At 62.0% G+C, this 13,850-nt stretch carries 10 protein-coding genes; 7 read left to right on the top strand and 3 right to left on the bottom strand.

Annotation, left to right across the window (positions count from 1 at the left end; translation table 11 throughout):
* Positions 1-357: 357 nt before the first annotated feature.
* Positions 358-1,170 (bottom strand): exodeoxyribonuclease III, encoded by an 813-nt coding sequence (gene xthA, locus CQ002_RS15825; RefSeq protein ID WP_034106963.1) that lies wholly within the window; start codon positions 1,168-1,170, stop codon positions 358-360.
* A gap of 168 nt (positions 1,171-1,338) precedes the next feature.
* Between xthA and CQ002_RS15830 the strand changes: the two genes are divergently transcribed.
* From CQ002_RS15830 to CQ002_RS15860, 7 genes are all read left to right on the top strand, one after another.
* Complete coding sequence (locus tag CQ002_RS15830) at positions 1,339-1,989, top strand: N-acetyltransferase (RefSeq protein ID WP_034106961.1); 651 nt, start codon at positions 1,339-1,341, stop codon at positions 1,987-1,989.
* A 64-nt stretch (positions 1,990-2,053) separates the two neighbouring features.
* On the top strand, positions 2,054-3,781 hold the full coding sequence (locus CQ002_RS15835) for an autotransporter assembly complex family protein (protein ID WP_034106960.1): 1,728 nt from the start codon (positions 2,054-2,056) through the stop codon (positions 3,779-3,781).
* The gene (locus CQ002_RS15840; RefSeq protein WP_105162511.1) at positions 3,781-7,452 is read left to right on the top strand and encodes a translocation/assembly module TamB domain-containing protein; all 3,672 of its coding nucleotides are present in this window, start codon (positions 3,781-3,783) and stop codon (positions 7,450-7,452) included. The genes CQ002_RS15835 and CQ002_RS15840 overlap by 1 nt, the downstream gene beginning before the upstream one ends.
* 236 nt (positions 7,453-7,688) lie before the next feature.
* A complete protein-coding gene (locus tag CQ002_RS15845) occupies positions 7,689-8,162 on the top strand; it encodes a MarR family winged helix-turn-helix transcriptional regulator (protein ID WP_034106957.1) in 474 nt (157 codons plus the stop codon).
* Complete coding sequence (locus tag CQ002_RS15850; protein ID WP_034106955.1) at positions 8,159-9,610, top strand: efflux transporter outer membrane subunit; 1,452 nt, start codon at positions 8,159-8,161, stop codon at positions 9,608-9,610. The genes CQ002_RS15845 and CQ002_RS15850 overlap by 4 nt, the downstream gene beginning before the upstream one ends.
* Before the next feature lie 15 nt (positions 9,611-9,625).
* Positions 9,626-10,828: an efflux RND transporter periplasmic adaptor subunit gene (locus tag CQ002_RS15855; RefSeq protein ID WP_034106953.1), complete on the top strand. Its 1,203-nt coding sequence runs from the start codon at positions 9,626-9,628 to the stop codon at positions 10,826-10,828.
* Positions 10,828-12,357: a DHA2 family efflux MFS transporter permease subunit gene (locus tag CQ002_RS15860; protein ID WP_034106951.1), complete on the top strand. Its 1,530-nt coding sequence runs from the start codon at positions 10,828-10,830 to the stop codon at positions 12,355-12,357. The genes CQ002_RS15855 and CQ002_RS15860 overlap by 1 nt, the downstream gene beginning before the upstream one ends.
* 137 nt (positions 12,358-12,494) lie before the next feature.
* On the opposite strand, the gene lpxH is transcribed toward CQ002_RS15860, so the two are convergent.
* Entirely contained in the window at positions 12,495-13,244 is a 750-nt protein-coding gene (lpxH, locus tag CQ002_RS15870) for a UDP-2,3-diacylglucosamine diphosphatase (protein WP_069077709.1), read from the bottom strand.
* On the bottom strand, positions 13,241-13,744 hold the full coding sequence (locus CQ002_RS15875; protein ID WP_034106947.1) for a peptidylprolyl isomerase: 504 nt from the start codon (positions 13,742-13,744) through the stop codon (positions 13,241-13,243). The genes lpxH and CQ002_RS15875 overlap by 4 nt, the downstream gene beginning before the upstream one ends.
* Positions 13,745-13,850 lie beyond the last annotated feature (106 nt).

The raw sequence follows: 13,850 nt of genomic DNA on the forward strand, positions 1-13,850 counted from the left end.
CGCTCTGACGGCGGGTCACTTTGGAAAAGAGCCCCAAAGTAACCAAAAGGCTCTTGCCCCAACACTCGGCACCTCGCCTAGGCTCGGTGTGCCCGTAATCCGACAGGGATTTGGGGGGCCGCCGCCACGCGCCCTCCATGGCGCGGGGCGGCTAAACCGGCATCCCTGCCGGTTTACCCCCCAAATCCCTGTCGAATTCCGGCCAGCGTGTTTGATGGGGCGGCTCAGATCAGAAGCAAGGTCAAAAGCCAGATCAAGATCACGATCAAAAGCGGCTCGCTTCGCATCGTGGTTACCGGGGTTGCTACAGCGTTCTGTAGCAACCTGTGGCTATCGCTCCCACAAAGGAGGGTGTTTTCAGCTCAGTTCGAGCCAGATCGGCGCGTGGTCCGACGGTTTTTCCAGGCCGCGCAGATCGTAATCCACGCCGGCGTCCTTGACCCGGTGCAGCAGGCCATTGGAGGCCAGGATCACGTCAATGCGCAGCCCGCGCTTGGGCTCGTCTTCAAAGCCACGGCTACGGTAGTCGAACCAGCTGAAGCGGTCGGCCACGTCCGGGTTGAGGTGGCGAAAGCTGTCGACCAGGCCCCAGTTTTTCAGGCGGGCCATCCATTCGCGTTCTTCTGGTAGGAAACTGCACTTGCCGGTTTTCAGCCAGCGCTTGGCGTTGTCGGCGCCGATGCCGATGTCGCAGTCTTCCGGGGAAATATTCACATCGCCCATCACCACCAGTGCCTGGTCATTGCTGAACTGGCTTTCCAGCAGGTGCTGCAAGTCTTCATAAAAGCGCTGTTTGGCCGGGAACTTGGTGGGGTGGTCGCGGCTTTCGCCCTGGGGGAAATAGCCGTTCATGATGGTGACCGGGTGGCCGTTTTCGTCGGCGAAGGTGCCCCAGATAAAGCGACGCTGGGCATCTTCTTCGTCGCTGGCAAAGCCTTTGTGCACGCTCAAGGCTTCTTTGCGCGAGAGCATGGCCACGCCGTAGTGGCCTTTCTGGCCGTGGTAGTACACGTGATAACCCAGGGCCTGGACTTCGGCCAGAGGGAATTGATCATCGTGGACCTTGGTTTCCTGCAGGCCGATCACGTCAGGTTGGTGCTTTTCAATCAGCGCCGCCAGCTGATGAGGGCGGGCGCGCAGCCCGTTGATATTGAAGGAGACGATTTTCATGGTCGGCAGTCCAGTCTGGCAAAAGGGCGATGCTAGCGGACAAGTCGGACGGGGGCCAGCGTGGCGGTAGGACAGATGCGCTGCTAATGTCTGGGAACGACTCGTGCTGCGTGGGTTCGTACCCATAAGAACGCCGCCTCCTGAGCGGTGCCCAGGGAGATTGATCGTATGCCTGACACCTCGACTGCCATTGCCGAAATTCGCCTGCTCAACAGCGGCTATTCCCGCGAGGCCCGTTCCCTGCTGTATCAGGCCTACCGTCACGAGCCGACCTTTGCCTATATCTTTGAAGCCGAGCGGCCGGGCTACGAGCAGCGGGTACGCGCCACGGTGCGCGAACTGGTCAAGCAGCACTTTTTTCAGAAGCTTCCGGCCATTGGCCTGTTCGTCAACGACCGGTTGATCGGCATCGCCCTGATCGCGCCACCGCAGCGGCGCCTGGGGATTACCGAGAGCTGGGCCTGGCAATTGCGCATGTGGCTGAGCACGGGCGTGCGCGGTACGCGGCGCTACCTCGACTACCATCACGCGGTGCTGGCATGCCTGCCCAATGAGTCGGTGCATGTGCTGCCATTGCTGGGTATTCACCCGCAATTCCAGGGCAAGCATTATGGTGAGCAATTGCTGGAGGCCGTGCATAACTGGTGCGCCGAAGACCCGCACTCCTCCGGTGTAGTGCTCGACACGGGCAACTCACGCTACCTGGATTTCTACAAGCGTCAGGGTTATGAGGAAATTGGTGAAGTCGCTGTCGGACCCGTTCTGGAGCACGTGTTTTTTCACCCCAACCCCCAGTCGTTACATGCTGCAACGGCTTAGCGCAGAATTTTTCAGAATTGTCTGAGTTCTAAGTTTCTCCCCAGCTCGTGTAGCATCCGCGCCTATGAAGTTTCCAGGAAGATTTACCAGCGGCTTGGTTCTGCTGTTCACAAGCTGCGGCGCCTTGGCGCAGAGCGAATTGGACGTGCGGATCAAACCCGCAAACGACGCGTTGAAAGCCAACATCGAAGGCTATATCGGCGGGGTGGGCGATCGTGATGAAGAGGCCTTGCTGCGGTTCAGCCGTGGCGCCGAGGAGCAGGCGCGCAAAGCTGCGCAGGCTCTAGGCTTCTATCAGCCACAGATCGAGAGTGACGTGAAGGGCGGCAAGAACCCGCGCCTGATCCTCACCATCGACCCCGGTGAGCCGGTGCATTTGCGTAACGTGACCATTCGGGTCGACGGCCCTGCCGCCGACCTCAAGGCCTTTCGCGTGCCCGTCAGCGACGACCTCAAATCCGGTGCCGTGCTCAACCATGGCCATTACGAAGACGCCAAGCGTCTGATCCAGAACCAGGCGTCGCGCTACGGCTTTTTCAGCGGTCGCTTCACCCGCCAGAAACTCTCGGTAGACCCGCAGGCCGGCGTCGCCGATATCGAACTCGTCTACGACAGCGGCCCGCGCTATACCCTCGGCAACGTCAGTTTTGCCGGTGATACGCCGTTTGACGAAGAACTGCTGCAACGCATGGTGCCGTTCAAAAGCGGCACGCCTTACGACTCCGAACTGATCGCCGAACTCAACCAGAACCTGCAGGCCAGCGGTTTTTTCGAAGGTGTGCGCGTGGACGCCGCCCCGGCCGCTTCGACGCATGACATCATTCCTGTCGCCGTGCGCCTGGAGACCCGCAAGCCACGCACCATGGGCCTGGGCCTGGGGTTCTCCACCGACGTCGGCCCGCGCGGTAAAGCCAACTGGACCCGCCACTGGGTCAACCCTCAAGGCCACAGTTATGGCTGGGAGGCCGAGCTGTCGGCGCCACGGCAGAACGTTGGCCTGTGGTACGACATCCCCCTCGACCCGCCGCTTACCGACAAGCTGCGTTTCGCCGGTGGTTATCAGAATGAAGAAATCGCCAACACCGACACCCTGAGTAAATTGCTCACCCTCGGCCCCGAGTGGCACAGCAAGTTGCCGAGCGGTTGGACCCGGGTGATTTCGCTCAAATACCAGCGCGAAGAATATCGCCTGGGCAATGACTCCGGCCTGAGCAACCTGGTCATGCCGGGGATCAGTTACTCCTACCTGCGCAGTGACAACCGCATCGACCCGCACCACGGCTACCGTCTGCAATTCGATACCAAGGTGGCGAAAGAAGGGCTGGGTTCCGATACCAACCTGCTCTACGGCACGGCCATGGTCAAAGGGCTGACCACCTTGTGGGACAACCACCGCTTCCTCGCGCGCGCACAGGTGGGCGGAAGTGCCACCAATGGGTACAAATCCGTGCCGCCGTCCTTGCGTTTCTTTGCCGGTGGTGACCAGAGCGTACGTGGCTACGAGTACCAGACGTTGTCGCCCGAGAACGATCGTGGTGACCGCATCGGTGGCCGCTACATGGTGGCCTTGAGTGCCGAGTATCAATATTCCATCGCCGAGAAATGGCGGATCGCGACCTTTATCGACCAGGGCAACTCCTTCAACTCCCTGGAACTGCCCAGCCTGAAAACCGGCGTGGGCGTGGGTATCCGATGGGTCTCGCCGGTCGGCCCAATCCGCCTTGACCTGGCCCATGCCCTGGAAGACCCGGGCGGCGTTCGATTGCACTTTTCCATGGGGCCTGAGCTGTGATGCGTGGTGTGAAAATAGCGGGGCTGGCCGTGGTGGCCAGCCTTGCCGTGTTGTTATTGGCGCTGTGGGCGGTACTTGGCACCCAGGCGGGCAGCCGCTGGGCTTTGGCCCGCGTACCGGGCTTGAGCGTGGAAAATTTCCAGGGCCACCTGGGCGGCCAGTGGAGCGCCGAGCATTTACTGTGGCAGCAGGGCAGCAGTCGCGTCGAACTCCAGGCGCCCCAGTTTGATTGGTCACCGGCGTGCCTGTTGCGCATGACCTTGTGTATTGACCGCTTGGACGTGGAGCAGGTCAGCCTGCAATTTCCACCGAGCACCGAGGACAGCAGCGGACCAATCGAACTGCCCGACGTGAAGTTGCCGGTGTCGATCCAAGTGGGCGACGTTCGCGTCGGTAGCCTGCTGTTCAACGGCAGCGAGGAACTCAAGGGCCTGCAACTGGCGGCGCATTGGACCGCCGCCGGCCTGCAGATCGACTCGGTGCACCTGCAGCGCGATGACCTGGTGCTGGACCTGGCCGGCCTGCTGCAACCCACCGGCGACTGGCCGTTGAGCGCCAGCGGTAACTTGAGCCTGCCGTACGCGCCAGGCGGTGCACCGTGGAAGGTGGCGCTCAAGGTCGACGGCGATCTGCTCAAGACCCTCAAGCTTGACGCCGACAGCACGGGCTACCTGCCGGCCAAGCTCAGCGCAGAGCTGCAGCCGCTGGTGGAAAATCTCCCGGCTCAATTGCACATCACCGCCGACGGCTTCAAGCCCAGCGCCGATCTGCCCGACACGCTGCAACTCAATCAACTCGACCTCACCGCCAAAGGTGATTTGAACCGCGGTTACCAATTGATGGGCAAGGCCGTGTTGCCGGCGGAAAAAGGTCCGGTGGACTTGCTGCTGCAAGGCAAGGTCGACGCCAAGGGCGCGCAGATCGCCGGCCTGGACCTGAGTGCCGGTGACAAGCAAAGCCTGAAGCTGACGGCCCAGTTGGATTGGCAACAAGGGTTCAGCGCCGACGCCAAGATCGACTGGCTGGACTTCCCCTGGCATCGCCTCTACCCGGTCATTGACGAGCCGCAAGTCGCCTTGCGTACGTTCAATGGCGAGGTCTCCTACAAAGACGGCAACTACCTGGGCAACCTGAAGGCCGACCTCGATGGCCCGGCGGGCAAGTTCAATGTGGTCACGCCGTTCAGTGGCGACCTCAAGCAGGTCTTTTTGCCCGAGCTGAAACTGACCGCCGGCCAAGGCAAGGCCGAAGGCCACCTTAACCTGCAATTTGCCGATGGCATTGCCTGGGACACGGCGCTCGACCTGTCGGCGCTGAACCCGGCGTACTGGGTGGCTGAACTGCCCGGTACCCTGGCCGGGCCGCTGCGCAGCAAAGGCGAGTTCAAGAACGAGCACCTCAAGCTGGATGCCGACCTCGACCTCAAGGGGCGTCTTCGCGGGCAAACCGCGGTACTGGCAGCCAAGGCCGAAGGGGCGGGCGAGCAATGGACATTGGCCAACCTGGATATCCGCCTGGGCGACAACCGCATCAATGGCAGTGGCAGCCTGCAACAACGCCTGGCCGGGCAGATCGATATCAAACTGGCGCGCCTGGCCCAGTTGTGGCCGCAGTTGCGCGGCCAGGTCAACGGCCGACTCGACGTGGCGGGCAGCCTCAACGCCCCGCAGGGCAAGCTTGCCCTCAAGGGCCAGCAACTGGCGTTTGCTGACAATCGCCTGCAAAGCCTCACCCTCGACGCCAACCTGGATAACGCCCAGCGCGCCAAGATCGACCTCAAGGGCAGCGGCATCCAGTCCGGCGACACCCAGGTCGGCACCCTGACCGCCAGCGCCCAAGGCGATATCAAGTACCAGAAAGTCCAATTGGACCTGGCCGGCCCGCTGGTCAAGCTGGCGCTGGCATTGGACGGCAATCTCGACAAGGGCAATTGGCGCGGGCGCCTGGCCAGTGGTGATGTACAAGCCGGAGGCCAGGACTGGAAGCTGCAGGCGCCAGCGAAGATCGAGCGCTTTGCCGATGGCAAGCTCACGTTCGCCGCGCATTGTTGGGTGTCCGGGCCTGCCAGCCTGTGTGGCGAAGACCAGCGCCTGATGCCTGAGCCGAAGCTGCGTTACCACCTCAAGCAATTCCCCATCGACAGCCTGGCGGCGTTCTTGCCCAAGGATTTTGCCTGGCAGGGCAAGCTCAACGCCGACCTTCAACTGGACCTGCCGGACAGCGGCCCCAAAGGCGTGGTCTCGGTGGACGCCAGTGGCGGCACCCTGCGCGTCAAGGAGAAGGACCAGTGGCTGGATTTCCCGTATGACACGTTGAAGCTGGAAACCACCCTCAACCCCAAGCGCATCGACACACAGCTGAACTTTCGCGGTGGCAAGCTCGGTGAATTGCTGGTGCAGGCGCAGATCAACCCCTTGCCGAAAAACAAGCCCATCACCGGCAACTTCAGCCTCGCCGGCCTCGACCTCGCGGTGGCACGACCCTTTGTGCCGATGGTGGAAACCCTCACCGGCAAGCTCAATGGCAACGGCCGTATCTCCGGTGGCTTGCTGGCGCCCCAGGTCAACGGCAACGTGAACCTGGTGGGAGGCGAGGTGTCGGGCCCGGAACTGCCCATCAGTCTCGAAGGCTTGAATGTACAAGCGCTGATTGCGGGCGAAAGTGTGCAGCTCAACGGCGCCTGGCGCAGCGGCAAGGCGGGGCAGGGTAGCCTCAAGGGCCAGATCGACTGGGGCCAGGCGCTGGTGGTGGATCTGAGTTTGCAAGGCTCGCAATTGCCGGTCACGGTCGAGCCATACGCCGTTCTGGAAGTGGCGCCCGACCTGAAAATCAGCCTGAAGAACGATAAGCTGGCCGTCGCCGGCAAAGTGCACATCCCACGTGGCGATATCACGGTGCGCGAACTGCCGCCGTCCACCGTCAAGGTCTCCGATGACACCGTGATCGTCGGTAGCCAGACCGAAGAGGGCAAGCCGCCAATGGCGATGGCCATGGACATCGACGTGGTGGTGGGTGAAGACAAGCTGAACTTCTCCGGCTTCGGTCTCACCGCCAAGGTGCAAGGCCAGGTGCATATCGGCGACAACCTCGACACCCGTGGCGAGCTGTGGCTCAACGATGGTCGCTACCGTGCCTATGGGCAGCGGCTGGACGTGCGTCGCGCGCGCTTGCTGTTCGCCGGCCCCCTTGACCAGCCGTACCTGGACATTGAGGCGATCCGCAAGACCGACGATGTGGTGGCCGGCATCCGCCTCAGCGGCAGCGCCGAACAACCCACGACGCAAATCTTTTCCGAGCCGGCCATGAGCCAGGAGCAGGCACTGTCCTACCTGGTGTTGGGCCGTCCGTTGAGCAGCACCGGCGAAGATAACAACATGCTGGCCCAAGCCGCACTGGGCCTGGGCCTCATGGGCAGCGCCGGAGTGACCTCGGACCTTGCCAACAAGCTGGGCATCCAGGACTTCGACCTCGACACCCAGGGCAGCGGCAACAACACCGCCGTGGTAGCCAGCGGCAAGATCACCGAGAAACTCAGCCTGCGTTACGGGGTCGGGGTGTTCGAACCGGCCAGCACGATTGCGTTGCGCTACCTGTTGAGCAAGAAGGTGTACCTGGAAGTGGCGAGCGGCGTGGCCAGCTCCCTAGATATCTTCTACAAACGCGATTTCTGAACCTTGCTCGGTTAACAAAGTGGGAGGGGGCTTGCGCCCGATGGCGGTGGGTCAGTCAAGTGGGGGCTGACTGAAACACCGCCATCGGGGGCAAGCCCCTTTTCACATGTGCAAGCCCTCCAGCCCGCCTGTCGCGCAATTACCAAGCAAGCTAATAATTCCATTTGACATTCGCTGCCTAAGCAGTAACATCTTGTCATACATTCACTGCCTAGGCAGTAATAAGGTGACTTCCGATGCCCCACTTCACCCCTGACAGCTTTCGCAACTGCCATCTCGGCCTGCTCCTGGGCCGGGCGGCGCTGCTCAAGGACCGCATTATCGACACCCATATGGAGCCGCACGGCGTGACCGCTGCGCAGTTCAAGGTGTTGATCATCATTGCCCAGTTCGACGTCGATACCCCGGCGGAGCTGTGTCGCAACCTGTCCCTGGACAGCGGCTCCATGACCCGCATGCTCGACCGCCTGGAACAAAAGGGCCTGCTGGCGCGCCAACGTTCCGAGCAGGACCGGCGCCAGGTGCGGCTGGTGCTCACCGAAGACGGCCAGCGCCTGGCGGACATGCTGCCGCACATTGGCGCCCAGTCGATGAACGAACTGGCCGGCGCCCTGGAGCCCGGCGAGCTGCAAACCCTGGAAAACATCCTCAAGAAAATTCTCGTCGCAGCAGGTGACGCCATCGTCATCCAGCGGGTAGGTAATTCATGAACACACGCGCATTCAGCCTGGTGCTGGTGGCGATGACACTGGCCGGTTGTGCCAACTACAGTGGCCTCGACACCCAAGGCAAACGCCTCGACGCCAACACCCTGCAAACCGGTAAATCCCTCAGCGGCATGACCTTGTCGAGTGCCGCCTGGCCCACCGCCGACTGGTGGAAAAGCCTCGGCGACCCACAGCTCGACGGCCTGATCCAGGAAGCCCTGCAAAACAGCCCCGACATGCAAGTCGCCAGCGCCCGTGCCCATCAGGCCGAAGCCGCTGCTTACGCTGCAGACGCCGAGCGCATGCCGACCCTGGACGCCAGCGCGGGTGTCAGCCGTTCACGCCTGGCCAAAGACCAGGACCCGCGCGGTGAAGGTGATGCCTATTCGACCGTGCGCAACATCGGCGCCAGCTTCAATTACAACTTCGACCTCTGGGGTGGCCAGCGTGCTGCCTGGGAGGCCGCGTTGGGTGAGGCGCGTGCCGCCCAGGTCGATCAGCAGGCGGCGCGCCTGACCCTGGCCGCCAACGTGGCCAAGGCCTACAGCGACCTGGGCCAGGCCCATATCGTGCGGGACCTGGCCAACGACGACCTCAAGCGTACCCGGCAGATGCTCGACCTGGGCAAGCGCCGCCTGAACTCGGGCATCGACAGTCAGTACCAGTACCAGCAGACCGAAAGCCTGGAAGCCAGCTCCCAGTCGCAATTGATCGATGCGGAAAAACAACTGCAAAGCGCCAAGATTGCCCTGGCGGTGTTGCTCGGCAAGGGGCCGGACCGTGGCAATGAACTGGCCCGGCCCGCCGTGCTGAAACCCAGCGCCGTCGCCGTGCCGTCGGTGCTGCCGGCCGAGCTGCTCGGCCGTCGCCCGGACCTCATTGCCGCGCGCTGGCGTGTCGAGGCCGCAGGCAAAAACATCGATGCGAGCAAGACCCGCTTTTACCCCAACCTCAACCTGAGCGCGAGCGCCGGGGCCGAGTCGTTGCTGGGTGATGCGATGTTCGGTTCGGCCAGCCGCTTCTTCAACATAGCACCGACGATCTCGCTGCCGATCTTCGACGGCGGGCGGCTGCGCGCGGACCTCGATGCGCGTGACGCCGACTACGACCTGGCCGTGGCCCAGTACAACAAGACCCTGGTGCAAGCCTTGGGCGATATCGGCAACACCCTTTCGCAACTGCGCGACACCGGCCGGCAGATCCAGGCCCAGCAACACGCTGCGGACATTGCCCGGCAGTCCTACGACACCGGCGTGCAGCGCTATAGCTCCGGGATCGGTAACTACCTGGATGTGCTCAGCATCGAACAGCAATTGCTGCAGGCCCAGCGTCAGCTGGCGACCCTGAATGCGGCGCAGATCGATCTGTCGATTCAATTGATGCAGGCCCTGGGCGGCGGCTACAGCGCCGACAACGTGGCAGCGACCACCCCAGCCACACGCACGGAATAATTTGAGGTATTTGTCATGGCCACTGCCGAAAACACCCACGCAAGCGAACAACCCAAACAAGACAACAACCCACGCAAACGCAAAGTGATGCTGATCGGCCTGGCGCTGATCGTCATCCTCGGCGTGGTCGGCGTGTGGGGCTGGTATGAGCTCTACGGCCGCTTCAACGAAAGCACCGACGATGCCTATGTGAACGGCAACGTGGTTGAAATCACCCCGCTGGTGACAGGGACTGTGGTCAGCATCGGCGCCGATGATGGCGACCTGGTCCACGAAGGCCAGGTGCTGGTCAACTTCGACCCGAACGACGCCGCCGTTGGCCTGCAGAGCGCCCAGGCCAACCTGGCCCGCACCGTGCGCCAGGTGCGGGGGCTGTACAGCAACGTCGATGGCATGAAGGCCCAGGTCAATGCACAGAAAGCCGACGTGCAAACCGCCCAAGACAACTTCAACCGTCGCAAGACCCTGGCCCAGGGCGGGGCGATCTCCCAGGAAGAACTGTCTCACGCCCGTGACAGCCTGACGGCGGCCAAGAACGCCCTGACCAACCTTGAGCAGCAATTGAAAACCAGCAACGCGCTGGTGGATGACACGGTCATCAGCTCCCACCCGGATGTGCAGGCGGCCGCCGCGCAATTGCGCCAGGCCTACCTGACCAATGCGCGCAGCACCTTGATTGCACCGGTCACCGGCTACGTCGCCAAGCGCACCGTGCAACTGGGCCAGCGTGTGCAACCCGGCACGGCGTTGATGGCGGTGATCCCGCTGAACCAGTTGTGGATCGATGCCAACTTCAAGGAAACCCAGCTGCGCGATATGCGCATTGGCCAACCGGTGGACATCGAGTCGGACATCTATGGCAGTGACGTGAAGTACAGCGGCACCGTGGACAGCTTGGGCGCCGGTACCGGCAGCGCGTTTGCCCTGCTGCCGGCGCAGAACGCCACCGGTAACTGGATCAAGATCGTGCAACGGGTGCCGGTGCGCATCCATATCAACGCCGAAGAGCTGGCCAAGCATCCACTGCGCGTAGGTCTCTCCACGGTGGTCAACGTGGACCTGCACGACCAGAGCGGCCCGGTGCTGGCGCAACAGGCGCCACAAAAGGCGTCGTTCACCACCAACGTGTACGACCGCCAATTGGCCGAGGCTGACGCCATGATCAATCAGTTGATTCATGACAACAGCACGGCAACACCCAAGGCTGCGCAACGCTGATGAGCAATAACGCCTCCTTCACGCCACCCAGCCTGTTGATGGCCACTATTGGCCTGTCGCTGGCGACTTTCATGCAGGTGCTCGACACCACCATCGCCAACGTGGCGTTGCCGACTATTTCCGGCAACCTCGGCGTGAGTTCGGAGCAAGGCACCTGGGTGATCACCTCGTTTGCGGTGAGCAACGCCATCGCCTTGCCGCTCACCGGTTGGTTGAGCCGCCGGTTTGGCGAGGTGAAGCTGTTTTTGTGGGCGACCCTGCTGTTTGTGCTGGCGTCGTTCCTCTGCGGTATTTCCACCTCAATGCCCGAGCTGATCGCGTTCCGGGTCATACAAGGCCTGGTGGCCGGGCCGTTGTACCCGATGACCCAGACGCTGCTGATCGCGGTCTATCCGCCGGCGAGGCGAGGCATGGCCCTGGCGTTATTGGCGATGGTCACGGTGGTGGCGCCGATTGCGGGGCCGATTCTCGGCGGATGGATCACCGACAGCTACAGTTGGCCGTGGATCTTCTTCATCAACGTGCCGATCGGGATCTTTGCGGTGATGGTGGTGCGTTCGCAGTTGAAGAAACGTCCGGTGGTCACCAGTTTCCAGCCAATGGACTATGTGGGGCTGTTGAGCCTGATCGTCGGTGTCGGCGCCCTGCAGATCATCCTCGACAAGGGCAACGACCTGGACTGGTTCGAATCCAACTTCATCATCATTGGCGCGGCGATTTCGGTGATTGCCCTCGCGGTGTTCATCATCTGGGAACTCACCGACAAACACCCCGTGGTCAACCTGCGGCTGTTCGCCTATCGCAACTTCCGCATCGGCACCATCGTGTTGATCCTCGGTTATGCGGGTTTCTTCGGCATCAACCTGATCCTGCCGCAATGGTTGCAGACCCAGATGGGCTACACCGCCACGTGGGCGGGCCTGGCGGTCGCGCCGATCGGTATCCTGCCGGTGCTGATGTCGCCGTTCGTCGGCAAGTACGCACACAAGTTCGACCTGCGCCTGCTGGCAGGCCTGGCGTTCCTGGCGATTGGCTTGAGCTGCTTCATGCGTGCGGGCTTCACCAATGAGGTGGACTTCCAGCATATCGCCCTGGTGCAGCTGTTCATGGGCATCGGCGTGGCGCTGTTCTTCATGCCGACGCTCAGCATCCTGATGTCCGATCTGCCACCACAGCAGATTGCCGACGGCGCGGGCCTGGCGACCTTCCTGCGGACCCTGGGCGGCAGCTTCGCGGCCTCGCTGACCACCTGGATCTGGATTCGCCGTGCGGACCAGCACCATGCGTACATGAGCGAGAACATGACCACCTATGACTCCGCGACCCGCGATGCCCTGCAGGCGTTGGGCGGGGCAGGGCAGAAGGCCTACACGCAGCTGGACCAGATCCTCACCAGCCAGGCCTACATGATGTCCACCGTGGATTACTTCACGTTGCTGGGGTGGATGTTCATGGGGTTGATGTTGCTGGTGTGGCTGGCCAAGCCGCCGTTTGGGGCGAAGGCGGGGCCGGAGGCTTCCGGCCACTGACCGTCATAGCGTTGGAATGCAATCCACTGTGGGAGCTGGCTTGCCTGCGATAGCTTCAGTTCGATGCATCTGAGGCGCCGAGGTGCCTGCATCGCACGCAAGCCAGCTGCCACAGTTGAAGGGTGTCGGGCCTGGGCTTAGGCTCCAGGTAACGCCAACTGCGGATTGACGAAGTCAAACGCCGCCAACTGGAACCCTTGCTCATCCACCTGCAACGCCCAACCCTGCTTGTCCCAATCCCCCAGCACAATGCGCTTGGCCGCCTGGTCGCCAATCTGCAACTTGTGAATGGCGGGGCGGTGGGTGTGGCCGTGGACCAGGGTGCGCACGCCAAACTGCTGCATCACCCGTGGCACTTCCTCGGGGGTCACATCGACGATGTCGTTGGCTTTCATGCGGGTCTGCGCGCGGCTTTCACTGCGCAGCTTGCGTGCCAGTTTATGGCGCGTGCCCAGCGGCAGGTGCCGCAGGATAAACAGCACAATCGGGTTGCGCAGGATGCGCCGCAGCTTCATATAGCCGACGTCGCGGGTGCAGAGGCTGTCGCCGTGCATCAACAGCACGGGCTCGCCATGGAGCTGCACGACACTCGGGTCCTTGAGCAAGGTGGCACCTGCAGCTTTGCAGAACGCCTTGCCGATCAGGAAATCGCGGTTGCCATGCATGATGAAAATCGGGGTGCCGCTGTCGCTCAGCTCGCGCAGGGCTGCGCCAATCGAACGCTGGAAGGGGGTCATCCCATCGTCGCCAATCCAGGCTTCAAAGAAGTCCCCCAGAATGTACAACGCCTGGGCGCCTCGGGCGCGGTGGTGGAGCAGATCCAGAAACGCCCGGGTGATATCCGGGCGCTCCTCTTCCAGATGCAAATCTGAAATCAGCAATATCACCCAACGATCTCGGCTTTCTCGACGATAACGTCTTCTACCGGAACGTCCTGGTGACCGGCTTTACCGGTGGTCTGCACGCCCTTGATCTTGTCGACGACTTCCTGGCCTTCGGTGACTTTACCGAATACCGCATAGCCCCAACCCTGCACGTTCTTGCCGCTGTGGTTCAGGAAGGCGTTGTCGGCGACGTTGATGAAGAACTGCGCGGAGGCCGAATGCGGCTCCATGGTACGGGCCATGGCGACGGTGTACTTGTCGTTGGAAAGGCCGTTGTCCGCTTCGTTCTGGATGCTTGGACGCTTGTCTTTCTTTTCTTTCATGCCAGGCTCGAAACCGCCGCCCTGGATCATGAAGTTGCCGATGACACGGTGGAAAACGGTGTTTTCGTAGTGGCCGGCGTTCACGTACTCGATGAAGTTGGCGACGGTGATCGGCGCTTTCTCGGCGTTCAGCTCGATGACGATGTCACCGTGGTTGGTGGTCAGTTTGACTTGAGTCATGTTCACTACTCTTTTCAGGGAATTCGTGGGTTTGGGTGCCTGGGCACCGCGGCCGGTATGGCGAAACTGCGGCCAAGGGGCGCAGTTTAGCGTGCCCGGCGGGAAT

Origin of the sequence: Pseudomonas sp. MYb13 (assembly GCF_002980075.1) — a bacterium.
In the GTDB taxonomy this organism is placed as follows: Bacteria; Pseudomonadota; Gammaproteobacteria; order Pseudomonadales; family Pseudomonadaceae; genus Aquipseudomonas; species Aquipseudomonas lurida.